Genomic DNA, 23,401 nt, shown 5'->3' with positions numbered 1-23,401 from the left:
AGCCCCTCTCCTGCGGGGCGAGAAGGCATGGCTTGCGCGCCACTGGCGCGCGTGCCCTGGAGCGCCCGCGCCTCATGCGCGGGCGGGGCGCCGAGCGCGGGTTGGGATGAGGGTACGTGCGAAGCCACAGGCATTGTGAGGTGGCACGAGGCTTCGCCCGCACCCTCGTCCGCCCCTTCGGGGCACCTTCTCCCGGCGGGAGAAGGGAGCCGTGCTGCTTCTTTCCTGTTGGAAGGCAGCGCAGGATCTGGGCGATCCTGGTGCCAACTTGCACTTACTCGACGCTGATGGTCTGGGTCAGCGTGTGGCTGGCGCCGGGGGCGAGTTCGATGACGTCCGGGCCGGCGTTGGCCGCTTCCAGGCAGACGTAATGGCGCCAGCCCTCGCCCACGTCGGCCATCTTGGCGGCTGCCTCGTCGCCCGGGTTCCAGGCCACCAGCGAGCGGCTGCCCTGGGTGGCGATGACGATGCGGCGGCCGAGCACCGGGTCGGTCAGGGTGTAGCGGCCGCCGGCGTTGGTGTAGATGCGATCGCTGCGGCCGGGGTCGCGTGGGTCGCGCAAGCTCCAGTCGCCCTGCTGGCGGTGGGCGGTGGCGTAGTTCTCGTACTTGTCGAGGTAGTCCAGCCCGTCCAGGCCCTGCACGCTGACGGTGAGCGCGTCGCCGACGCGGAAGTAGTTGTGCAGCGCCTGGGTGAAGCGCACCGGGGCCGGGCTGGTGTTTTCGGTGATCAGGCTTTGTTCGAGGGTGCGGCCAATGCGCAGGGTCATGCGCAGGCGCAGCGCCAGGTCGTCGAAGCTGGGCGGGGTCAGCGTGAGCACCAGGGTGCCGTCGTCCTCGCGCCGGCTCTCGGTGAGCTGCCAGGGCACGGTGCGCACGAAGCCGTGTGCAGGGACCTCGCCGGTCTGGTCCTGGCGGCCGAAGTACGGCCAGCACACCGGCGCGCCGCCGCGGATCGGGGTGGGCGGCTGCTTGGCGGTGGGCGACAGCCACATCACGTCCTGCCCGCCCTTGGGCACGAACGACAGCAGCTGGCCGCCGAACAGGCTGATGGCCGCAGTGGAGAACGGGGTGTCGATCAACAGCGAGGGAAAGCCGTGGAAGTCGCCTGTGCGCAGGCCGGTGAGGTCGGACATGGGGGGTGCCTTCTGGACGATGGGGGATTGGACGAATGCGGGATAGGCGGCCGGCAGCTTGAACGCCGTGGCGCGGATGGCCGCCGCGCCGGCGACCGGTGGGGCGGCGCGCAGGGCGGTGAGGATGCGTTGTCCGGGGCGGCCGTCGGCCGGCTGCAGGCCCAGGCGGGTCTGCTCGACCTGGATGGCGCGCCGGCTGGCGGTGCCGATCATGCCGTCGGCCTCGCCGATCAGATGGCCGCGCGCCAGCAGCAATTGCTGCAGTTCGCGCCGTTCGGGCCGGCCCAGGCCGGGGTCGTCGGTGGGCCAGGCGGCGACCAGGCCGGCGCCACCGCGCAGCCGGTCGGCGAGCAGGGCGATCGACAGCGCGTAGCTTTCGGCGGCGTTGTAGGCGTAGATCGCGTCGTAGTTGCGGAACACCAGAAATGCCGGGCCTGTCGCGCCTGCCGGCAGCAACAGGGCGGCCGGGGTTTCGGCGGGCAGACCGGCCGGCGCCAGCGCCTTGCCATCGGTGCCGAGCAGGCCGGCGTCTTGCCAGGCCTGCAGCGGTTGGCGCCGGGTGCGGCCGGCCTTGCTGGCGTCGAAGCCGGCAGGCAGGCGGACTTCCATGCCCCAGGGACGGGCGCGCTCCCAGCCGGCCTTGACCAGATAGTTGGCGGTGGAGGCCAGCGCGTCGGGAATGCTGGCGACCAGGTCGCGGCGGCCATCGCCGTCGCCGTCCACCGCGATGCGGGCATAGGTGGAAGGCATGAACTGGGTCTGCCCGAAGGCGCCGGCCCAGGAGCCGGTCAAGCCATTCGGCGACAGATCGCCTTGCTGCAGCAGGCCGAGCAAGGCGAGAAATTCGCCACGGAAGAATGGCTGGCGACGGCCCGCGCACGACAGCGTCGCCAGCGAGACCAGCAGCGGGCGCTTGCCGATGACACGGCCGTAGTCGCTCTCCACGCCCCAGACCGCCACGATGGTGGCCGGATCAACCCCGGTCTGTTCGGACAGGCGGGTAAGCAAATCGCGGTGGGTGGCCAGCATGGCCTGGCCGTCGGCGACACGCTGGCTGTCGACCAGGCTGGCGAGGTAGTCCCAGATCGGGGTGGTGAACTCGGGCTGGGCATCGAGCAGCGGCAACACGCTGGGATCGGGCGCCAGGCCGGCGGTGAAGCGCTGGAAGTCGGCGGCCCCCACGCCCTTGGCGGCGGCCTGGGTCTGCAGGCCGGCCAGGCAGCGGTCGAAGGCCGGATCGGCGCAGGCGATCAGCGGCGCCAGCGCCAACAGCGCAGGCAGGACGCGCCGGGTCGGCATCACGGCGCGATGGCCGGCGTGTGGACGGAGGTCATGCGGTGGAACGCTCCTGCGGCAGGTCGAGCCGCCGAGGATAGCCAACCTGGCTGGTTGCAGGCGTGCAGGCCGTGATGTTGCGACGGCATCGTGCGCTGCGCTGGTCGGCAGCGATACGCAGGGGTGACTGTGCGGTGCGTACGCTTTTCAGCGCGATGGGCACGACGCAGAGATCGTGTGGCGCGAGTCGGAGAATGATGTTGCGTGCCGATGGAGTGGCATCGGTCCGGCCCGCCTGGCGAGGACGCCGCGGCAACCCAGCCGCGTCGATCGCCGCGCCTAGCTACCGTCGCCGGTGATGCCGGTCAGCAGCGACAACGCCGGGCTGGAGGGGCTGGTGTCGGGCATACGTCGGGCGCGCGCGCTGCGCGGGGCGTCGTGGCGGGGGCCGAACCAGATCAGTGCCGTGGCCAGGCACGCCGGCAGCACGATCGCAAATACCACGATGGCCACAAGCACCCACTGCCAGAGATTGAAGGTTGCCATCATCGTGTCCGCCCCGCGGCGAGCTCCGCCGAGGCGGCAAGCTTCCGGGATCGGCTGCGAACGTGGCGTCGAGAAACCGCGCCGGCCCGTGCCGTCCGTCGGGCTGAACAGCTTCATGGTGAGCGTGACCGCTGACCTCGCTCACGCCTGAGCCCGGCTCAGCGCGCGTCGAGGTAATACCAGCGGCCGTCTTCGCGCACGAAGCGGCTGTGTTCGGTCATGCGCACCGCGCTGCCGCCGCCGATGCGGTAGCGGGCCAGGAACGCCACTTCGGCAGTGTCGGTACCGGTCTCGATGGCGCGTTGCACGGTCAGGCCGAGCCAGGTGGTGCGGCCGCCCTCGTCCAGCGACAGCTCGGATGGGCGCGTGGAGGGATGCCAGCTGGCGAGCAGGTACCCCACATCGCGGCGGACGTAGGCGCTGTAGCGCGCACGCATGAGGGTTTCGGCATCGGGCGCGGCGGCGCCGGCGTGGTAGTGCCCGCAGCACTGTGCGTAGGTGGCGGCGCGGCCGCAGGGACAGGGATCGGTGGGTATGGAAGTCGGCATCTGGTGATTGTGCGGGAATTGGGAAGCGGCGAAGTGGGAGGCGGGGTTTCTGCGCGTTTATGCTGTCGCCCCGTCGTGCGGAGCACCGCCTTGCTGGAACTGATTCCCACCGAGTTGCCGTGGCTGCTGTGCATCGCTTTTGTCGCCGGGCTGGTGGATGCGGCGGTCGGCGGCGGTGGCCTGATCCAGTTGCCGGGATTGTTTGCGACCCTGCCGCAGCAGGCGCCGTCGCTGATCCTGGGCACCAACAAGTTCAGCGCGATGTTCGGCACCGGTGCCTCGGCATGGCGCTATGCGCGCACCGTGCGCTTTCCGTGGCGGCCGGTGCTGTACGCCACGGTGGCGGCGTTTACGTTTTCGTTTCTGGGCGCGACCGCGGTCAGCCTGATGCCCAAGCAGGCGGTGCGGCCGCTGATCCTGGTGCTGCTGATCGCGATGCTGGTCTACACGCTGATCAAGAAGGACTTCGGTGCGCTGCATCGGCCACGCCAGATCGGCCGGCGCGAATTGATCACTGCCTTGGCGATGGGCGCGGCGATCGGTTTCTACGACGGGTTCTTCGGGCCCGGTACCGGCAGCTTCCTGATCTTCCTGTTCATCCGCTTTTTCGGGCTGGACTTTCTGCGCGCCTCGGCCGCAGCCAAGGTAGTGAACCTGGCCACCAACCTGGCGGCGCTGTCGTTCTTCCTGCCCAGCGGCCAGGTGATGCTGGCGATCGGCATCCCGATGGCGGTGGCCAACGTGGCCGGTGCGGTCGCCGGCACGCGGATGGCGCTACGCGGCGGCACGCCGCTGATCCGCACGTTGTTCCTGGTGCTGGTCATCGTGCTGATCGGCAAGATGGGCTGGGATCTGCTGCACGGCGCTTAGAACTCCATACTCAGCGTCGCCGACACGGTGCGCGGTGCGCCGGGAGAGTGGTGGTCTGCTGTCCCCGACCTGCGACGCCTGCGACCGCAGCGCGGTGACGCAGGCATCCAGGCGGCGCGCTCAGCGTTTTCCGCGCGGCTTGCCTGCAGATCCGCGCGTGGATGCGGGACGCGCCTTGGCCGCGGTTTTGGTTGGCACGGGCTTGGCCGCGCTACGCGCCGCAGTTGCCTTGGTTGCGCCACCCAGCGAAGTGGTGGCGCGCCTGGTCGCTACCGTCGACTTGGCAGCAGGCTTTTTCGGCGCTGCCGCTGTTGTCGCGGCTTTGTTCGGCCTGGCAGTCGGTTTGGCGGACGCGGTCGCGCGCCTGGATGCCGTCCCGGTGTTCGCTGGCGTCCTGGCCGGTTTGGTCGGCGTTGCCGGCTTGCGCGCTGTGCCCGCTGCAGGCGATGCACGCCCGGCTGATGCAGGTTTGGCGGATGCGGCCTTGCCCGCTGCGGCCTTCGCCGCTGCCGACTTGCCTGATCCCGCACGTGCGCTGGCAGCGGCTGTTTTCGCGGGCTTCGGCGCGGCTTGAACAGCCGGCGTCGATGCCGGCGCGACCTTGCTAGCGCGCCTGCCCGCCTTGGCCGCCACGTCGTCCTGTGCAGGGACGTCCTGACGTGCCGCGCCCTCAGCGCCAGAGACGGCAGCGGTGCTGTCCATCCGCGTTTCACCCTGCGTCGAACGCGGTGCATCCTCGCGCTGCGCAGCACTCACCGCCTTTTCCGTCACCGCTGCAGCGGCCTCGTCCCCGCGCGAGCGCTCGGGCAACTGGAGTCGCTGCGCCTGCTCGTCGTATTCGATCAGCAGCACGCCGGAGTTATGCCGGCCGCTGATTTCCACAAAACAGGCACCGCCGATGAACGGCTCCAGCGTCATCACCGATTTCAGCGGTGTGGCCACCACCATCTGGAAACCGAAGTTCTCGAAGATGTTCATCGCCAGCGCGGTGAATTCGTTGTCGGCCTTGTCGAAGGCTTCGTCCAGCACCACCGCGCAGTAGCGCGGCAGTTCGCCGTCTTCGCCACCGAGCTGGTAGCGCAGTGCGGCGGCCAGGCAGGTGGTTGCCAGCTTCTGGCGCTGACCGCCGGATTTGCCGGCGCCGCTGCGGTAGATCTCCACCTGCGCGCGGGTCTGCGCATCCAGCTCCACGCCGATGAATTCCACATGCTGGCGCACGTCCAGCACCTGCTCGCGCCAGCGGCGTGCGTCCGGTTCCTGCGCGCCCAGGCGTGCCACCAACGCGCGCAGGGTGGAAAACTGCGCTTCGGCCAGTGCGCGGTCTTCGGTCTGTTGATGCGACAGCACCGCGCGCAGCTGTTGCTGGAATTCCTGCACCTCGCCCAGGCGACGGTCGCTGACCTCGATGGTCAGCAGCGTGCCACGATTGAACGGCACCTGCTCCAGACTGGCGTTGACCTCGTCCATGCGCTGCTTGATGCCCTTGTGGGCCTCGGCGGTGTGGCGCTGCAGGGCCAGCAGATTGTTCTTGCTCTGGGTCTGCAGCAGATCGAAGAAGCGGTGCTCGTGGCGCGGCAGGCCATCGCTCTCCAGGCGATCCAGGCGCGCGAGAAAATCGTCGGCACTGGCCAGGCTCACGGTGAAATCGCCGCTGTCTTCCGGCCATTGCTGGCAGTACTTGCGGAAGCAATCGAGCAGCTGCGCGCTGAGCCGGCTGTCGCGGCCCTGGCTCTCGGCCAGTTGCTCGGCCAGGCCACGCTCGACCACGCGGAAATGCGCCTCCAGATTGTCCAGCGACAGCGGTGCCAACGCCGCCAGGCGCTCGCGCAGGCCCTGCAGCTGGGTGGGCGTGAGCGCGGCGGTGCCGGCACGGCTGGCACAAGCAGCGTGCTGCTGTTCCAGCCGGACCCGCTCGCGTGCCAGCTGCGCGCGCTCCAGCCGCACGTCCTCGTAGGTGCGCTTGGCCTGGTCGCGCAAGGTGCGTGCGGTCTCGATCGCCTGGCCGAGCGCGCGCAGGCCGCTGTTGCCTTCGCGCAGCTGCTGCAGCTGTTCGTCGATGTCGCTCAGGCGCTGCAGCTTGGGGCCGACATCGATCTCGTCCCAGTCGCGCTCCACCAGCGTGTGCGCGGCCAGCTGCCGTTCCTGGTCCTGCTCGCGTTGCTTGCGCAGCGCGGCCACGTCGGCATCGCAGCTGGCGATGCGCTGGGCAAGCGTCTGCGCTTCGCGCTCGAACACCTTGAGCTTGTCGCGGTTGTCGTGGCCCAGCAACCAGCGCTTGCGGTCGTTGACCGCATGGCGGTCGTCCTTTTCGTAACGGTCGCCGGGATGCTTGACCTGCCCTTCGCGGGTGATGGCGCGGTCGGCATTGCGCAGCGCGGCGGCGTTGTCGACGCATTCGTAGTCGAAGCGACGCATCAACTCGTTGCGCAGCCACTCGGTGAAGGCATGCTCGCGCAGCTGCAGCTTGCCCGGCAATGCACGCGCATCCGGCGTGCGCGCATGCAGCGCATCGTTGCGGCGTACCCGGAAATACACCAGTCGCGTGCCGAGCTGGGTGCGGTTGACCCATTCGCTGACCTGCGTGTAATGGCGGTCGTCCACCAGCAGCGACTGCGCAAAACCGCTCAGCACGCGCTCGATCGCGCCGCGCCAGGCAGATTGATCCTCGCGCACCTGCACCAGTTCGCCGACGAACGGCAGCGCCGCTTCGGCAATGCCGGTGTCCTCGCACAGGCGCGCGCGCAAGGCCTGCATCGGTGCCGGCATGCTGGACGGGGCGCGCTTCAACGCATCCAGTTCGGCACGGATCTCGGCAAAGCGCCGCTCATCGTCGCGGCGCGCACCCATGCGCTCGGCGATCGCCTCATCCAGCGCGCTGGCGTCGTGCTTGCCGTTCTCGAGCACGGTCTGCGCGTACGCGATCTGCTCGGCAAAGCCGCTGGCGCCTGCGGCCAGGGCGGTGCCGAGCTGGCGGCAGGCCTGTTCGATCTGCACGCGGCGCCGCAAGCGCTCGTCGCGCTCGCGCTCGACCCGGGCGCGCTCGCGTTCGAGTTCCTCGATCTGCTCGCCACCGGCGGCGCGTTGTTCGCGTTCCAGCCCGGCGAGTTTCTGTTCGTGATTGTCCAGCGACTCACGCCGCTGGCCTTCTTCGCCGGCCAGCCCGCGGTCCTGGCTGTCGAGTTCGTGCAGGCGCGTCCCCAGCAAGGCCAGACGCTGCTGTTCGCGATAGCTGTCCACGCCCAGCTGCAGCTCGCGCACCTCGCCGACGCTGTGGCGCAGGGCCATCAGCGCCGCATGGTGCTCGCGTGCCGGGCTGAGCGTTTCCACCTGGCGGCGTGCGGTGACCACTGCATGGTGTGCGCCGTCGAGTTCGGCGAAGTCTTCCACCAGCCGGTCGGCCGCCTCGAACGTGCGCGGCTCGTCCAGCATGAAGCCGCGCAGGAACACATTGAGATCGCCCAGGTTCTTGGCCGACTGGGTCTTGTGCAGCAACCGCAACGCCATCTCGTTGCCGATGCCTAGCGCATGCCGAAAGCGCTCTGCGTAGCCGGCAAAGCCGTCGAAATGCGCGACCTCCTCGCCAAGACGCGCCTTGAGCCTGCGCAGATCCAGATCGAAGCCATCCAGCTCGCTGGCCACATCGAAGCTGCGCGGCGCGACCATGTAATGGCGGCGCACATCGGCCGCGGCATTGCCGCTGCCGGCGATCCAGAACAGGCGAATCAGGCTGACCGTCTCGCCGTGCGCGTTGCGGTATTCCAGCACCAGCGCCGACCAGGTGGCGCCCCTGCGCAGGTATTGGGTGGCGATCTCGCCCGAGGCGCTGTCCTGCTGATCGGCCCAGGCACCGCGCACGTACGACACCAGGCTGCGATCGCGCCCGCTGCGCTCGGCCTCGCGTGCGGCGGCGTTGAAGTCGACGATGCTGGGCGGGGTCAGCAATGCCGACATCGCATCCAGCAGGGTCGACTTGCCCGACCCGGAGCGCCCGACGAACAGGAAGCCCTTCTCGGCGATCGGCACCTCGGTCAAGCCGTTGAACGTGCCCCAGTTGTGCACCTGCAACCGCCGCATGCGGAACTGCTGCGCGCGCTGCTCGGCAAGCGAATCAGTGAACAGGGACGCACCCGGCTGTGCCGGCGACAGGTTGGACTGGGAATTCATGGCTTACTCACCAATACGGAATGACGGGTAACGCTGAAGACGACTCACATCAGGACTGTTTGTAGCGGGGTGTTGCGTGTTGCTGGGCTGGTGGTGCTGTGGTCTGGGAGTGATTCGGTACGGCCCCTTCGCGGCCTGGGCCGCTCCTACGGGTGCGGTGGTCTGCGTTGACGTGGGCCGGCGGCGGCCGATAAGGAAGCTGGATGCCTTGCTGCAGCCCGTGGAAAAAGTGATCGCGTTCGACCGGGCGTGAGAGCCGATATCCGTCGCACAACACACGACTACACAAACTCCGCGCATCCCGGGCGTCATGCATCGGGCATCGCGATCTGCCGTCCGCTCATCCGCGCTTCGGGCACCTTCTCCCGATGGGAGAAGGTACTTAGTCGAGCGCAACGTCCCCCTCGCGCAAGCCGCGATACGCCACCACCAGGGCCTGCACGTCTTCGGCCGAGAACAGCAACTTCAGCACCGGCGAGACCTCGTAGCGCTCCTCGCTGCCGCGCAACCGCGACAGCAACTGGTTCTCGCGCATCTTGCCGATCGCCGTCAGCACCCGTCGCGCGAATCCGGCGCGGTCGGTGGACACGTTCTTCTCGTAGACCGACAAGGCCTCCACCAACTGCGCTTCGTCCACCACCGCCCGCTCGCCGCGCGTATCGGCTTCGGCCAGTTGCTGGCGCAGGAACAGCAGCAGCACCGACTCGATAAAGGTCAGCGGCGCGCTGCGCAGCAGGGTCGGCGATTCCAGCTCGGCGGTGTCGGCCTGACGGGTGAAGGCCACCCCGCCCTCGCGGTCCAGCACCAGCTCCAGGAACAGCTCGCACAACACCTGGCGGATCGCCGCCTCGTTGCGCAGCAGCGCAGGCCACAACGCACCGTGGCGTTGCGCATCGATGCTGGGGCCGGCCAGCAGCTGGCACAGCGCGCGCCGCGCGTCGAACGGCAGCGTGCCGGTGTCGCCCAGGAACAGTTCGCCGCGCGGCTGTGCAGGCGATGTCTCCGTCAGCGGCGTGCGGCCGGCATCGACCGACGCGCCACTGTCCTCGTCCGCGTCCAGGCGGGTGTCCTCAGTCCAGTTCATTGCGTTTCTCCCGGGTGAACCACACCAGCGGAATGCGTGCGCGCCGCAGGGCGCCGTCGCCGCCTTCCCATTGCACCGTTTCCATCTGTCCGTCGATCACCACGCCGTGGCGCGTGCCCAGCGACAGGTAACCGATCACGCTGCCCAGGCCCTGCGCGGCCGGACGCTGCTGCAGCGCATCGCCGATGGTCAGGCGCGGGCGCTGGCCGAGCAGCTCGTGCAGGTCGCGGCGCAGGCTGCGCACGTCGATTTCCGATTGCGCGACCAGATCGCCCACGCTGTCGAGCGAGATGTCTGCCGCATCGGCGGCCTGCACGCGGCCATCGACCTGGGTCAGGCGCGGGTCGTGCAGGCGCCATTGCGACAGCGAGCGCAGGCGGGCAGCGCTCAATGCCTGCGTGTAGCCGGTGGCGGTGGTGGCATGCAGGCTGTCGCGCAGCTGCAAGGCTTCGCCCTGCGCCTGCTTGAGCAATTGATTGAGCCGGCGCTGCTCCAGATAGCCGCGGCTCTGCACGAAACCGCGCAGGCTGCGGGCGAAGTGCTGCATCACCGTGTGCACCTCGCCGCCACGCTCCAGCAGCGTGCCGGTCAACCCGCGCAGGAAGGCGCGTTCGCGCCGGTCCAGCTTGCGCGCGAAGCCGCGTGCCAGCAGCGCATCCAGCGCCTGATCGAGCTGGCTGCTTTGCTGGGTGTCGTTGAGCAGGCTCCAGAACGCCTCGAAGGTGCGCCCGGCCTCGCTGTCGGCGATCACGTCCACGCCGTTGAACAGCTGCTCCAGCACGTCGCCGCGTGCGCCCTCGTCGTCGATGATGCGTTCGCGGAACTGGCGGTTGAGCTGTTCGAAATCGTCGCGCACGCGATGGAAATCTTCGGCCAGCTCGTCGGAGAGATGGATCAGGTCGCGGGCACGCTCCAGCGCGCGCTTGCCATCCAGCGCGGCCACGCGGCCGGAGGCCACGCGTTCGATCTCGGCATCGATGCGCGCGCGTTCTTCGCGCAGGGCGGCCAGGCGCAGCTCCGGGTCGGCTTCGGTCTGGCCCGCCAGCTGCACCAGCTGCTGGATCACCAGCGACAGGCGGCTTTCGGTGGCGCTGCTGCTGCTCTCGCGCAGGCCGACGATGAAGCGGATGGCCTGGGTGGCCGCGCGCGACAACTCGTATTCTTCTTCGGCCGCACCTTCGGGCAGGCGGCGTTCCAGCCAGCCCTGTGCCAGCCAATGCGCCAGATAGGCCTGCGCAGTGCGTGGCAACTCGCGCGAGAGCTCGTCGGCGCGCAGCGCGTCGAGCTGGCGCTGCAGGCGCTCGTGCAGCACGGCCGAGGGCAGGCGGCGTTCGCCGTCCAGCAACACCGTCTGCAGCAGGCCGATCAGCTCCGGCGCGTGGTCGGCGGCCAGCAGTTTCCACACCGGCTGCTCGCGCAATTGGCGATAGCCGGCGATACGTGCCTGGTGCTTCATGGCGACGGCAACGGCTGCCTCAACGCTTGCCGCCCACTTCGATGAACTGCAGGAACTCGGCGCGGGTGCGCGCGTCCTCGCGGAAGCTGCCCAGCATCTTGGAAGTCACCATGCTGACGCCGCGCTTGTGGATGCCGCGGGTGGTCATGCATTCGTGCGAGCCTTCCACCACCACGCCGACGCCGCGCGGCTGCAGCACGTCCTGGATGCACTGGGCGATCTGCGCGGTCATCTTTTCCTGCACCTGGAAGCGCCGCGCATAGCTTTCCACCACGCGCGCCAGCTTGCTGATGCCGACCACCTTGCCGCGCGGCAGGTAGCCCACGTGCACCTTGCCGATGATCGGCGCCATGTGGTGCTCGCAGTGGCTTTCGTAGGAGATGTCGCGCAGCACGATCAGCTCGTCGTAGCCGGCCACTTCCTCGAAGGTGCGTTCCAGGTACTCGCGCGGTTCCTCGCGGTACCCGCTGAACCAGTCGCCATAGGCTTCGGCGACCCGGCGCGGGGTGTCCAGCAGGCCTTCGCGGGCCGGGTCTTCGCCGGCCCAGCGCAGCAGGGTGCGCACGGCATCTTCGGCCTGGGCCTGGGTGACGGGGGAATCGGGCTGGTCGGACTGGCTCATGCGCAGGGTGCACCCAAAGGGGGCGAGCATGGTACCCGAGGACGGGCCGGCGGCCCCAGTGGCGGTTGCGCCGGCTTGCCCGGGTTCAGTGACTATTGATTCATTGTTGAATTGATAGCATCCTATCTATTATGACGAACAGCGTTCTCTCCTCCCGCGCCCAGCTCAGCTCCGGCCTGCTGGTCGCCGCCCGCCAGTGGCAGCGGCTGGCCGACCAGGCATTTGCCGAATTCGGGCTGTCCAGCGCCTGCACCGGGCCGTTGTTGATGATCGGCCGCTCCGGCGGCGGCATCCGCCAGGTCGCGCTGGCCCAGCAACTGGGCATGGAAGGGCCCTCCCTGGTGCGGCTGCTGGACAAGCTGTGCGCGCAGGCGCTGGTGCGCCGCGAGGCCGACAGCAGCGACCGCCGCGCCAACCAGCTGTGGCTCACCGACGCGGGCCAGGCGCTGGTCGGGCGCATCGAGATCCGCCTGGATGCGCTGCGCGCGGAAGTGTTCGGCGCGCTCAGCGAGGCGCAGGTGCAGGTGGTGCTGACCTTGTGGGAGCAGATCGCGCAGGCGCACGCGCGGCTGAGTCAGCCCGACTGAGCCCGCTGTCGGGCGTCGCGCTGCGACGCCGGTTGTGACGTTCCGGATGGCCCGGTGCGCATTGCGCACGGCGCCGGACGTGGTTGTTTCCCCTTCCCAGGATGTGCCCGATGTACGGCGAATTCAGTCTCTACGGTGTGTTCGTTCCCACCTTGCTGGCGTTGATGACGCTGGCCTACCTGCTCAACAGCGCCATCGGCGCGCTGCTGACCCGGGCCGGTGCGTACCGGCATATCTGGCACCCGGCGCTGTTCAACCTGGCGCTGTACATCGCGCTGCTGGGCGGCCTGTTTTCCCTTACCCGTTGGATGCAATCGTGAAAAAGCTGATCAAGAACGCGGGGCCGGCGCTGTTGACCCTGGCAATGGTGGTGGTGGCGGCCGTGGTGCTGCAGCACCTGTGGCGTTATTACATGGAAGCGCCGTGGACGCGCGATGCGCACGTGGGCGCCGATGTAGTGCAGGTGGCGCCGGATGTGTCCGGGCTGGTGGAGGAAGTGGCGGTGGCCGACAACCAGGCGGTGCGGCGCGGGCAGTTGCTGTTCGTGGTGGACCGTGCGCGCTATGCGATCGCGCTGGAGCAGGCGCGCGCCGCGCTGGCCGAGCGCCAGGCCACCTTGAGCCAGTTGCGCCGCGAGATCGCGCGCGACCGCAGCCTGCAGGACCTGGTGGCTGCCGAAGATGCCGAGGTGCGCCGCTCCAATGTGCAGAAAGCGCAGGCGGCGGTGGCCACCGCGCAATCGGCGGTGGACCTGGCCCAGCTCAACCTGGACCGCACGCAGGTGCGCAGCCCGGCCGACGGCCATGTCAGCGACCGCACCGTGCGCGTGGGCGATTACGTCAGCGCCGGGCGCCCCGTGGTGGCGGTGCTGGACACCGGCTCGTTCCGCGTCGATGGCTATTTCGAAGAGACCCGCCTGCAGGGCGTGCATGCCGGCCAGCGCGTGGACGTGCACCTGATGGGCGAGCCGGCCACCTTGCACGGGCATGTGCAGAGCATCGCCGCCGGTATCGAGGACCGTTACCGCAGCGGCAGCGCCGGCGCCTTGCCCAACGTCACGCCGGCGTTCGACTGGGTGCGGCTGGCGCAGCGCATCCCGGTGCGCATCGTGCTGGATCGGGTGCCGGCGCATGTGCAGCTGATCGCCGGGCGCACCGCCACCGTGACCATCCTGCCGGACGCCGTGCGCGACGCCGCCAACGCGCCTGCCCGCGTGCCGGCCAAGGCCGCGCCATGAACCGCACCGTGTTACGTCCCCTGGGACTGGCCACGCTGCTGGCCGCATTGAGCGCCTGCACCACGGTCGGGCCGAACTACGCGGTGCCGGCGGAGTCGGCCTACCAGCGCCCGGCCGCCAATGCCGCGTTTGGCGACACCGGCAACGACCAGGTGCAGGCCGGCGCACCGCTGCCGGCACGTTGGTGGGCGCTGTACCAGGACCCGATGCTGGATGGCCTGATCGAACAGGCCTTGCGCGACAACGTCGAGTTGAAGGTAGCCGGTGCCAACCTGCGCCGCGCCGCCGCGGTGTACGAACAGGCGCTGGACGCGGGCGGTTTCGATTACGAGGTGGAGGCTGGCGTCAGCCGCGCGCAGGTCTCGGCCGAGGCCTTCCTGCAGCAGGAAAAGCTGCCGGTGTTCAACCTGGCCGATGGCAAGTTCGGGGTGTCGTATCAGTTCGATCTGTTCGGCAAGCTGCAACGCGGTGCCGAGGCCGCGCAGGCCGACACGCAGGTCGCCCAGGCCGCGATCGACCTGGCGCGGGTCAACGTGGCCGCGCAGGTGGCCGGCAGTTACGTGGAGATCTGCCACGCCAACCACGAGCTGCACGTGGCCGAGCATTCGCTGCAGTTGCAGCAACGCAGCCGCGACATCACCCAGCGCCTGATCGCTGCCGGCCGCGGCACCCCGCCCGATCTGGCCCGCGCCACCGCGCAGGTGGCGATGCTGGAAGCGGCGCTGCCGCCGCTGCGCGCGCGCCGCCAGGCCGCCGGTTACCAACTGGCCGCGCTGCTCGGCAAGACGCCAGGCGAGGTGCCGGCCGGCGTGGACAGCTGTGCGCACGCGCCGGCCCTGCAGCGCCCGATCCCGATCGGCGACGGCCGCGCGCTGCTGGCGCGTCGCCCGGATGTGCGCCAGGCCGAACGCCGGCTGGCGGCAGCCACCGCGCGCATCGGCGTGGCCACCGCCGAGCTGTATCCGGATATCCGTCTGGGCGGCTCGATCGGTGCCACCGGCCTGCTGGCCGACTTCGGCGAGCCGGCCACGCATGCCTGGTCGTTCGGCCCGCTGATCTCGTGGACGCTGCCATCCGGCGGTGCGCGTGCGCGCGTGCGCGCCACCGAGGCCGGCGCGGACGCGGCGCTGGCGCAGTTCGACAACACCGTGCTGCAGGCGCTGCGCGAGGTGCAAACCGCCTTGTCGCGTTACGCGCAGGATCTGGACCGCCTGCACCTGCTGGAACAGGCGCAGCAACAGGCCGACCTGGCGTCGGCGCAGAACCGGCGTTTGTACCAGGGCGGGCGTACGCCGTATCTGTCCAGCCTGGATGCCGAGCGCACGCTGGCCAGCGCCGACATGACGCTGGCCAATGCGCAGGCGCAGGTCTCGCAGGATCAACTGCAGCTGTTCCTGGCGCTGGGCGGCGGCTGGGAAGCAGCCGCCGGCCGCACCGACCCGACTACCGCGCGATGAGTGCGCTGCTGCGCGATCGCCAGGCCTGGCTGTTTTCGGCCAAGACCTTCGCCGCCTCGATCGCGGCGTTGTACGTGGGGCTGGCCGGCAACCTGTCGCGGCCGTACTGGGCGATGGCCACGGTCTATATCGTCTCCCAGCCGCTGCTCGGCCCTACCCGCGCCAAGGGCGTGTACCGCGTGCTCGGCACCTTGCTGGCCGGCGCGGCCACCCTGGTGATGCTGCCGAACTTGGTGGAAACGCCGCTGCTGCTCAGTGCGGCGATGGCGTTGTGGCTGTCGGCCTGCCTGTTCCTGGCGCTGCTCAATCGCGGCCCGCGCGGTTATGCGTTTTTGCTGGCCGGCTACACCACCGCCTTCATCGGCTTCCCGGCAGTGACCGCGCCGGAGGGCATCTTCGACACCGTGGTGGCACGCAGCGAGGAGATCATCCTGGGCACGGTGATGGCGGTGCTGTTCGCCGCGCTGGTCTTCCCCGCCTCGGTCAAGCCGATGCTCACCGCGCGCATCGGCAACTGGATGCAGGACGCCGCGCAATGGTGCCGGCAGGTGCTGCAGCGCGGCCCGTCGCAAGCACCGCGCAATCGGCTGGCCGCCGATCTGGTGCAGTTCGAGGCCTTGATCGCCTTCGTGCGCCACGACGACCCACGCCATGCCGGTGCCGTCCCCACGCTGGAGCAGCTGCGCGCACGCATGCTGATGCTGCTGCCGGTGCTGTCGTCGATGGCCGATCGGCTGGATGCGTTGCAGCGCGATGGGTCTGCGTTGCCGCTCGCCACCGCCGCGCTGCTGGAGGACGTCGCAGCCTGGGTGGACCAGGGCGAGGACGCACGCAGCGATGCGGACGTCGGCGCCTTGCGCGCACGCATCGCCGCACTGCGCCCGGTGGTGGATCAGGACATCGAGCATCTGCTGCTGGCCAGCCTGCTGCTGCGGCTGGAAGAGCTGCTCGACCTGTGGCAGGACTGCCGCGCGCTGCAGCAGGCGGTGGTGCACGGCACGGCGATACCGGTGCTGCGCGCGATGCCGGCTGCGGCGAGACAAGCTGCAACGGCGGAATCATCCGAACGGGCTGACGCGGCACACAGCGAACCTGCTATGCGTTCGCGCATGCACCCCTCGGTGCTGCAGCGCATGACCCGGTCACCGCGCGACACAACCGATGCGCCGGCAGCGGCCAGCACCCCCCGCCATATCGATTTCGGCATGGCCGCGTTTTCCGCCCTGAGCGCGGGCTTTGCGTTGATGGCGTACTGCGTGCTGTGGATCGGCATCGGCTGGGAAGGCGGCGGCAACGGCGCGATGATGGCGGCGGTGACTGCCGCATTTTTCGCCGCGCAGGACGACCCGGCGCCGAGCATGCTGTCGTTCCTGACCTGGGCGGTGGTGGCCAGCGTGGTCGCCGGCATCTATCTGTTCGGCATCTTCCCGGCCATCCACGATTTCCCGATGCTGGTGTTGGTGCTGGCGGCGGTGTTCCTGCCGATCGGCGCGTTACTGCATCGCCCCAAGACCATGCTGATCGCGCTGCCGCTGGTGGTGAACCTCACCGCGCTGCTGAGCCTGCAGAACACCTACAACGCCAATATCCAGAGCTTCGTCAACGCGGCGGTGGCGATGGTGCTGGGGATTGGATTTGCCGTGGTGCTGACGCGCTTGTTCCGCTCGGTGGGCGCCGAATGGAGCGCGCGCCGGCTGGTGCGCCAGGGCTGGCGCACGCTGGCCGATGCCGCCGAGGGCCGCGGCGCGCAGGACCGGCAGCACTTTGCCGCCCGCATGCTGGACCTGCTCGGCCTGCTCGCGCCCCGGCTGGCATTGACGCCGGAAGGCAGCGAGCTGGCCTCGGTGGATATGCTCAACGAAGTGCGCGTGGGCTTGAACATCCTGCAACTGCGCAGCGCGCGGCATGGTTTGCCGCAGCCGAGCGTTGAGGCGGTGAACGCGATCCTGGCCGATATTGCCGCGCACTACCGGCAACAGATCGCGCACAAGCGCCCGCTGCCTGCGCCGGATGCGCTGCGTGCGCGGCTGGATGCCTCGCTGGCGCGCGTCGGCAAGGTGCCGGCGGGTGCGCATCGCGATGAAGCGCTGCTGGGGTTGATCGGCTTGCGTTACAGCGTGTTTGCGCAGACGGCGCTGCATACCCAGGCAAACGCCGATACTGAGTCGTCCTTAGCCCATCTCCCTGCGGGGCGATAAGGCACTGCCTGCGCGCCACTGGCGCGCGTGCCCTGCAGCGCCCGCGCTGCTGGCGCGGGCCGGGGCGCGGTGCGGGTCGGGGTGAGGGGTCGTGCACCAATCCACGACCGCAGGATCGATGCTTCACCTTGCGGCGCGTGGCGACGCGCTCACCACAGTCGGCGTGCCAGTCACCGGAGGCGCCCCGCATCCGCCCCTTCGGGGCCCTTCTCCCGACGGGAGAAGGGCAAAGCAGATCAGCGCTTGCGCTGATGCATCGCCGCTTCGTCGTCCAGCCAGTTGCTGCCCTTGTTGGTCAGGAAGAACATGTAGACCACCAACGACACCGCGATCACCGCCGTGGCGTAGATCACGAACTCGCTGACGTGGCCGGTCTTCAACGAGGCCTGGTACAGCAGCGGCGCGGTGCCGCCAAAGGCAGAGTTCGCCAGCGCATAGCCCAGGCCCACGCCCAGCGCGCGCACATGGGTGGGGAACAGTTCCGCCTTCACCACCGCATTGATCGAGGTGTAACCGGTCAGGATCACAAAGCCCACGGTGAGGATCGCGAACGCGGTCAGCCAGTCGGTCTGCTTGGGCAGCTCCATCACCAGGAACCAGGTGTAGAGCACCCCGCCGATGCCGAAGAACACCAGCAGGCTCTTGCGCCCCACGATATCTGACAACCAGCCGCCAACCGGCTGCATCAGCATCAGCACCGTCAGCGCGACCAGGTTGATGATGGTGCCGGCCATCACGTCGCCACCGGCGAACGCGGTCTGGATCATCTTCGGCCCGGTGACCGAATAGGTGTAGAACGCGATCGTGCCGCCGGCGGTGATCAGGAAGCACAGCAGCAGCGGGCGCCACTGGTTGACGAACAGCTCGCGCATCGAGCCCGACGCCTTGGCCTTGCCGGTGCGCGAATCGGCGATGGATTCGGAGCTCAGCGACTCGTCCATGGTCTGGCGCAGCCAGAACACCACCAACGCACCGATGCCGCCCAGGCCGAACGCCACGCGCCAGCCCCACTCGGACACCTGCGGCGCATCGAAGAAATGCAGCATCACCAGCAAGGTGGTCTGCGCCAGCACGTGCCCGCCGACCAGCGTGACGTAATGGAACGATGACAGGAACCCGCGCCGGCCGGGAATCGCCGCCTCGGACATGTAGGTCGCGCTGGTGCCGTACTCGCCGCCGGTGGCAAAGCCCTGCAGCAGGCGCGCCAGCAACAGGATGATCGGCGCGGCGATGCCGATCGTGGCCACCGTCGGCGTCACCGCGATGACGAACGAGCACAGCGCCATCATCGACACCGAGATGGTCAACGCCAGCCGGCGGCCGTAGCGGTCGGCGAAGCGGCCGAAGTACCACGCACCGATCGGGCGCATCAAAAAGGTCATCGCAAAGATCGCCCACACGAACATCGTGGCGTTCTTGTCTTCCTTGGAGAAGAACTGCGATTCGAAGTAGGTGGCAAACACCGAGTAGACGTAGACGTCGTACCACTCGACCAGATTGCCGGCCGATCCCTTGAGCGTGTTGGACACCGAACGGCGAAGGCTACCGGGGGCTGCGCCAGAACCGGCGGCGATCGGAGACGTTGGGGGTGCGCTCATGCAGTCAGAACCTTGTGGGTGGGACACCCCGGAAGTATAGGTGCGTGCTTGTGTGACGCATGTAAGCATTTCGGCGCATATACAGGCCCGGCAACGGCCGGCAGCGGCGCGCGCTTCAGTCCGCTTCCGACGGTCGTCGGTGTGGTGCTTGCAGCCGCGGGCAACAGCGCAACTGCTGGTTTCTGCCAATGACGCCCGGCACTCGCTACGGCAGCACCTGCCTGAGCGTCTCGATGAATGCATGCAGCCCGGGGGAATCTGTCGATGCCCCTGGTCATACAGCACCAGTCCCGGCACCGCCGGGCACCACGGCTCGCGCACGCGCGTTGGCCACCTGGATGCGTCAACATTGCCGGCATCACTGGCCGCAAGGACGCTTCGGGCGCCGCCGCATGAGCAAGCACCACACCGACATCAGCAAGTTCCTCAGTTTCGTGCTGCGCCACGAACCGCAGGCGATCGGACTCACGCTCGACTCGGAGGGCTGGGCCGAGCTGGACCCGTTGATTGCCGGCGCCCGGGCCAACGGCACCGCGCTCGATCTGGAGCTGATCCAGGCGGTGGTCGCCGGCAGCGACAAGAAACGCTTTGCGCTATCTGCCGATGGGCAGCGGATCCGCGCAGTGCAGGGGCATTCCACGCCAACCGTGGCCTTGCAGCTCGAAGCCAGGGTGCCGCCCGAGGTGCTGTATCACGGCACCGCCACGCGCTTTCTCGAAGCGATCATGGCCGAGGGCTTGCGCCCCGGCCAGCGCCACCATGTGCATCTGTCCGACAACCCGCAGACCGCCGCATCGGTCGGGCAGCGCTACGGCGAGCCGGTGGTGTTGCAGGTCGACGCCGGGCGCATGCATCGCGACGGCCTGCGGTTCTTCCAGGCCGACAACGGCGTCTGGCTCACCGCGCAGGTTCCGGCAGCGTTCCTGACCCGCCCGCGCTGAGCTGACGCAAAGCAGGCCTGCCACCGCCTTCGGTGCGCGGTGCCGGCCAGCACCTGGGCCGGCACGGATACGCGCAGACGCCGGACGCATCCCCCTTCACGGCCCCCATGCCGCCCGCCTTGCCAGAATGCCGGCCGTTTGGGGCTGTCGATGGCAGGGGAACCGGAGTTGGATGCATGACATGGATCATCGTGGCCACGGTCGTCACCACGCTGGTGGTGGGGCTGCTGCTGCTCAACTTCGCCACGCCCGAGAAAAAGCTCGAGCACATCCCCAGCCATTGCTACGACGTCGCCGACCCGCAGTTCAAACGCGAGATGTCGGTGTTGCTGGGTCCGGCGATCCTGCCCGGCAACAAGATCCAGGTGCTGCACAACGGCAGCGAGATCTTCCCGGCGATGCTGGCCGCCATCCGCAGCGCGCAGCGCACCATCACCTTCGAAACCTATATCTACTGGTCGGGCGAGATCGGCCGCGAGTTCAGCCAGGCGCTGTCCGAGCGCGCGCGCGCCGGGGTCAAGGTGCGCGTCACCATCGACTGGGGCGGCAGCCTGAAGATGGATGCCTCGCTGGTGCAGGACATGACCGACGCCGGGGTGGAGGTGCATCGCTACCGCCCGCTGACCTGGTACAACCTGCACCGCGTCAATAACCGCACCCATCGCAAGCTGCTGGTGATCGATGGCCGCATCGGCTTCACCGGCGGCGTTGGCGTGGCCGACCAGTGGATGGGCGATGCGCAGGACCCAGAGCACTGGCGCGACTCGCATTACCGCATCGAAGGCCCGGTGGTGGCGCAGGTGCAGGCCGCCTTCAACGACAACTGGATCAAGAGCACCGGCCGCGTGCTCAACGGCGCCGAGTACTACCCCGAGCTGGCACCGGCCGGCGACAGCGACGCGCAGCTGTTCGTGGCCTCGCCCGCCGGCGGCAGCGAGAGCATGCACCTGATGTATCTCATCGCCATCGCCGCGGCGCGCAGCTCCATCGACCTGGCCGCCGCCTACTTCGTGCCGGATGCGCTGATCACCCGCTCGCTGCTGGAAGCGCGTGCGCGCGGCGTGCGCATCCGCGTGCTGCTGCCGGGCAAGCATATCGATGCGGTCTCGGTGCGGCTGGCTTCCAAGGCCAGCTGGGAGCCGCTGCTGCAGGCCGGCATCGCCATCCACGAATTCCTGCCCACCATGCTGCACACCAAGCTGCTGATCATCGACGGCCTGTTGGTCTCGGTGGGCTCGACCAACTTCGACATCCGCTCGTTCCGCCTCAACGACGAGGCCAGCCTGAATGTCTACGACCGTGACCTGGCCGCGCAGATGACCGAGGTGTTCGAGCGCGACCTGCAACGGGCCGAGCTGTACACGCTGGAACGCTGGCGCAAGCGGCCGCTGCGGCAGAAGCTGGGCGAGAAGCTGGTGGTCCCGTTCCGCTCGCAGGTGTAGGCAACGGCCTTCCCCATCTGGCAGTGAGCGCACCCGCGCTCAGCGCTGCACAGCCTGCAGCCGCAGCTGACGCAGCCGCCACCACAGCCCGCCAACGTGCACCAGCGAGTACAGCACCAGCGCTGCGGCAATGCCCAGCGTCAACGGGCTGGCCTGCGAACCGGCCGCCGCCGCGCCCGCGCTGAAGGCGCCATCGGCCCAGCGCCAGGCCAGGCGCCCGAGCAGCACCAGCATCAGGCCGCCGCCGATCCACGGATTGGGCGTATACCAACCGCGCCCCTCCACCCATTCGGCATGCGTGTAGCGCAGCGACAGCGCGCCCAGCCCGATGCCGACCAGCGTTCCGGCGGCGATCCCCAGCCGAACCTGCGGCAAGCCATACACCGCAAACGCCAACGCTGCCGCCGCAATGACCAGCACCACGGTACGCACCGCCGTGCTCACCGGCTTCCACGGCTGGCGGCCGAAGCTGCGCCGGATGCGCCGGTAGTAGAGCAAGGCGATGGCCGCCATCGACAGATACGGCGTCAGCGGTGCGATGGCAGCAGCGGGCATGGCGATTCCTTTGCGGGGTGAGGTGACCGACGCAGAATGAAACCGGCCCCCGCAGCGAACAAGGTGCCAAGTGTCACTTTCTGCGTGCACAGGCGGCTTGCCCGGGCGGCCACCGCCGCGCGCGGCAATCGCGACAGGCGAGCGACCTTCGCGCAGGACCGGCCTGCCGGCTACTGCCGGTGAACGCCCCAGCCGCGCGCCAGCCATTGCCACACGCGAAGCGCAGCCGCACGGGTAGACTTGCCGGCAGAGTTCCCCCACCGCAGTGCCATGTCCGCCATCAAGCAAGAAGCCCGCACGCTGATCGACACGCTGCCCGAGACGGCAGGATGGGACGACGTGGTTCGCGTCGTGGACACCGCCAGCTTCGAGGCCGCCGTGCTGGACGGCATGGCCGCAGCGGATCAGGGCGCCTTTGCCGCGCCGGCAGAGGTGAGCGCACTGTTCGCCAGATGGGGCGTTGATGTTGCGGCGTGACTGGACCGTCCCGGCCGCCAGGCAACTCGCACACGCCCAGGATCACTACCACGCGCTCAACCCGACCGCCGCCGCCGCGATGGCGCGGCAGGTGCTGGAAGCCACCCGCACCCTGGCCGAGCAACCCGGCCGCGGCCGCGCCGGCCGGGTCGCCGGCACCCGCGAATGGGTGGTCAAGCAAACGCCCTACGTGCTGGTCTACCGCGTGCGCGACGACGCGCTGCAGCTGCTGCACGTCCGCCTGGAGACGCAGGACTGGCTGCCGCGCACCGAGCCACTGATCGAACGCATCGAACCCTGGATCGCCGCGCTGATCAGCGCCCTGCTGCACGTGCTGATGCTGCTGATCCTGCTGTCGGCCTCCACGCCCACCATGACCCCACCGCAGGGCTCGGCCAGCGGCGGCCGCACCAAGGTGGATTTTGTCGGCGACACCGCCACGCCCGAACAACCCACGCCCTCGCCGACCCCGACTCCGCCGTCGCAAACGCCAGCACCCGTGCAACCGCCGCCGGCCGCCTCGCCGGTGCAGTCCACCCTGGTCAAGACCGCCAAGAACCCGATCCCGCCGGCAGGCAACACCCGCCGCGGCGGCCTGGTCGAGCAGCGCCAGACGCAACCGGTGCAGCGCCCCACCCCGCCGCAACCGCCGGCAGAGCCCTCGTCGCCGCCGCAGCGCCGCCCCGAAACCTGGACCGGCCGCCCACCCGGCATGCTCGAAGAACAAGCCGATGCCGCCGAAGACGGCATGTCCAACACACCCACCATCAGCGAAGGCCGCCGCCGCGACCGTAACAACGCCCAACCCAGCATGGATGTGGGCGGCTACCAGGTCTATTACGAAGTGCGCAGCGAAACCCAGCTGCGCAACTGGCGCGACCAGGGCATGAAGGAAGTGGCCATCATCCTGCCCGGCACCCAGTACCGCATGGTCTGCCCGCTGGAAGTCGCGCTCAAGCGCGGCTCCAGCAAATGCCGCCTGCTGCCGCCGGACTCGCCGGAGCTCAAAGACATCGGCGATGCCCGCGAGGTCATCAACATGATGGAGGTCTACAAGCAAGGCGAGCCGGTATGGCGCGGGCCCGGGCCGTATCGGTGAGTGGTGGGGCCAGGTTGGCCCCGGGTTTCACTTATTGCTGGTGCGGGGATGACTGCAACGGCAGCCGCGCAAGGCCTGACCGTTGCAACTCGCGACACGGCACCGTTCGC

Annotated in this window: 18 protein-coding genes and 1 pseudogene; 10 read left to right on the top strand and 9 right to left on the bottom strand. The window is 69.0% G+C overall.

Features of this window, described 5'->3' with window-relative positions; all coding sequences use genetic code 11:
• Positions 1–274 precede the first annotated feature (274 nt).
• The 3 genes from DYQ94_RS16660 to DYQ94_RS16650 form a co-directional block, all read right to left on the bottom strand.
• The gene (locus DYQ94_RS16660) at positions 275–2,434 is read right to left on the bottom strand and encodes a lytic murein transglycosylase (protein WP_202397517.1); all 2,160 of its coding nucleotides are present in this window, start codon (positions 2,432–2,434) and stop codon (positions 275–277) included.
• Between the two features lie 315 nt (positions 2,435–2,749).
• A complete protein-coding gene (locus DYQ94_RS16655) occupies positions 2,750–2,956 on the bottom strand; it encodes a hypothetical protein (protein ID WP_024939646.1) in 207 nt (68 codons plus the stop codon).
• A 158-nt stretch (positions 2,957–3,114) separates the two neighbouring features.
• A complete protein-coding gene (locus DYQ94_RS16650) occupies positions 3,115–3,504 on the bottom strand; it encodes a YchJ family protein (RefSeq protein ID WP_160954954.1) in 390 nt (129 codons plus the stop codon).
• 90 nt (positions 3,505–3,594) lie between these two features.
• Between DYQ94_RS16650 and DYQ94_RS16645 the strand changes: the two genes are divergently transcribed.
• Positions 3,595–4,374: a sulfite exporter TauE/SafE family protein gene (locus DYQ94_RS16645; protein WP_180968875.1), complete on the top strand. Its 780-nt coding sequence runs from the start codon at positions 3,595–3,597 to the stop codon at positions 4,372–4,374.
• Positions 4,375–5,145: 771 nt separating this feature from the next.
• On the opposite strand, the pseudogene DYQ94_RS16640 reads toward DYQ94_RS16645, so the two are convergent.
• The 4 genes and pseudogenes from DYQ94_RS16640 to folE all read right to left on the bottom strand — a co-directional run.
• Positions 5,146–8,538, bottom strand: a pseudogene (locus DYQ94_RS16640) (ATP-binding protein); the annotation flags it as partial.
• A gap of 382 nt (positions 8,539–8,920) precedes the next feature.
• Positions 8,921–9,622 (bottom strand): DUF4194 domain-containing protein, encoded by a 702-nt coding sequence (locus DYQ94_RS16635; protein ID WP_016902175.1) that lies wholly within the window; start codon positions 9,620–9,622, stop codon positions 8,921–8,923.
• Positions 9,609–11,078 (bottom strand): DUF3375 domain-containing protein, encoded by a 1,470-nt coding sequence (locus DYQ94_RS16630; protein WP_016902174.1) that lies wholly within the window; start codon positions 11,076–11,078, stop codon positions 9,609–9,611. The genes DYQ94_RS16635 and DYQ94_RS16630 overlap by 14 nt, the downstream gene beginning before the upstream one ends.
• 19 nt (positions 11,079–11,097) lie before the next feature.
• Positions 11,098–11,700: a GTP cyclohydrolase I FolE gene (gene folE / locus DYQ94_RS16625; RefSeq protein WP_016902173.1), complete on the bottom strand. Its 603-nt coding sequence runs from the start codon at positions 11,698–11,700 to the stop codon at positions 11,098–11,100.
• A gap of 131 nt (positions 11,701–11,831) precedes the next feature.
• On the opposite strand from folE, the gene DYQ94_RS16620 reads away from it, so the two are divergent.
• From DYQ94_RS16620 to DYQ94_RS16600, 5 genes are all read left to right on the top strand, one after another.
• Positions 11,832–12,287, top strand: a complete 456-nt coding sequence (locus DYQ94_RS16620; RefSeq protein ID WP_160954952.1) for a MarR family winged helix-turn-helix transcriptional regulator — start codon at positions 11,832–11,834, stop codon at positions 12,285–12,287.
• A gap of 101 nt (positions 12,288–12,388) precedes the next feature.
• Positions 12,389–12,607 carry a DUF1656 domain-containing protein gene (locus tag DYQ94_RS16615; RefSeq protein ID WP_024939640.1) on the top strand — a complete coding sequence of 73 codons (219 nt, stop codon included), beginning with the start codon at positions 12,389–12,391 and terminating at the stop codon, positions 12,605–12,607.
• Positions 12,604–13,524, top strand: a complete 921-nt coding sequence (locus DYQ94_RS16610; protein ID WP_160954951.1) for an efflux RND transporter periplasmic adaptor subunit — start codon at positions 12,604–12,606, stop codon at positions 13,522–13,524. Before DYQ94_RS16615 ends, DYQ94_RS16610 begins: the two co-directional genes overlap by 4 nt.
• Complete coding sequence (locus DYQ94_RS16605) at positions 13,521–14,981, top strand: efflux transporter outer membrane subunit (RefSeq protein WP_160954950.1); 1,461 nt, start codon at positions 13,521–13,523, stop codon at positions 14,979–14,981. Before DYQ94_RS16610 ends, DYQ94_RS16605 begins: the two co-directional genes overlap by 4 nt.
• A complete protein-coding gene (locus tag DYQ94_RS16600) occupies positions 14,978–17,179 on the top strand; it encodes an FUSC family protein (RefSeq protein ID WP_160954949.1) in 2,202 nt (733 codons plus the stop codon). The genes DYQ94_RS16605 and DYQ94_RS16600 overlap by 4 nt, the downstream gene beginning before the upstream one ends.
• Positions 17,180–17,415: 236 nt before the next feature.
• On the opposite strand, the gene DYQ94_RS16595 is transcribed toward DYQ94_RS16600, so the two are convergent.
• Positions 17,416–18,777, bottom strand: a complete 1,362-nt coding sequence (locus tag DYQ94_RS16595; protein WP_024939637.1) for an MFS transporter — start codon at positions 18,775–18,777, stop codon at positions 17,416–17,418.
• Between the two features lie 392 nt (positions 18,778–19,169).
• On the opposite strand from DYQ94_RS16595, the gene DYQ94_RS16590 reads away from it, so the two are divergent.
• Positions 19,170–19,718 (top strand): RNA 2'-phosphotransferase, encoded by a 549-nt coding sequence (locus tag DYQ94_RS16590; RefSeq protein WP_160954948.1) that lies wholly within the window; start codon positions 19,170–19,172, stop codon positions 19,716–19,718.
• Between the two features lie 176 nt (positions 19,719–19,894).
• Entirely contained in the window at positions 19,895–21,160 is a 1,266-nt protein-coding gene (locus tag DYQ94_RS16585; RefSeq protein WP_024939635.1) for a phospholipase D-like domain-containing protein, read from the top strand.
• Between the two features lie 39 nt (positions 21,161–21,199).
• Here the strand turns inward: DYQ94_RS16585 and DYQ94_RS16580 are convergent, their stop codons facing one another.
• Complete coding sequence (locus DYQ94_RS16580) at positions 21,200–21,715, bottom strand: CcdC protein domain-containing protein (RefSeq protein WP_160954947.1); 516 nt, start codon at positions 21,713–21,715, stop codon at positions 21,200–21,202.
• A 270-nt stretch (positions 21,716–21,985) separates the two neighbouring features.
• Here DYQ94_RS16580 and DYQ94_RS16575 point away from each other — a divergent pair, with 270 nt between their 5' ends.
• On the top strand, positions 21,986–22,192 hold the full coding sequence (locus DYQ94_RS16575) for a hypothetical protein (RefSeq protein WP_053054105.1): 207 nt from the start codon (positions 21,986–21,988) through the stop codon (positions 22,190–22,192).
• A complete protein-coding gene (locus DYQ94_RS16570) occupies positions 22,179–23,291 on the top strand; it encodes a type II toxin-antitoxin system RelE/ParE family toxin (protein ID WP_102582217.1) in 1,113 nt (370 codons plus the stop codon). The genes DYQ94_RS16575 and DYQ94_RS16570 overlap by 14 nt, the downstream gene beginning before the upstream one ends.
• Positions 23,292–23,401: the final 110 nt, after the last annotated feature.

Origin of the sequence: Xanthomonas sp. LMG 8993 (assembly GCF_009835065.2) — a bacterium.
Lineage (GTDB): Bacteria > Pseudomonadota > Gammaproteobacteria > Xanthomonadales > Xanthomonadaceae > Xanthomonas > Xanthomonas arboricola.
Note: the sequence above shows the minus strand (reverse complement) of the source record. Positions and strands in the feature narration are given on the sequence as shown.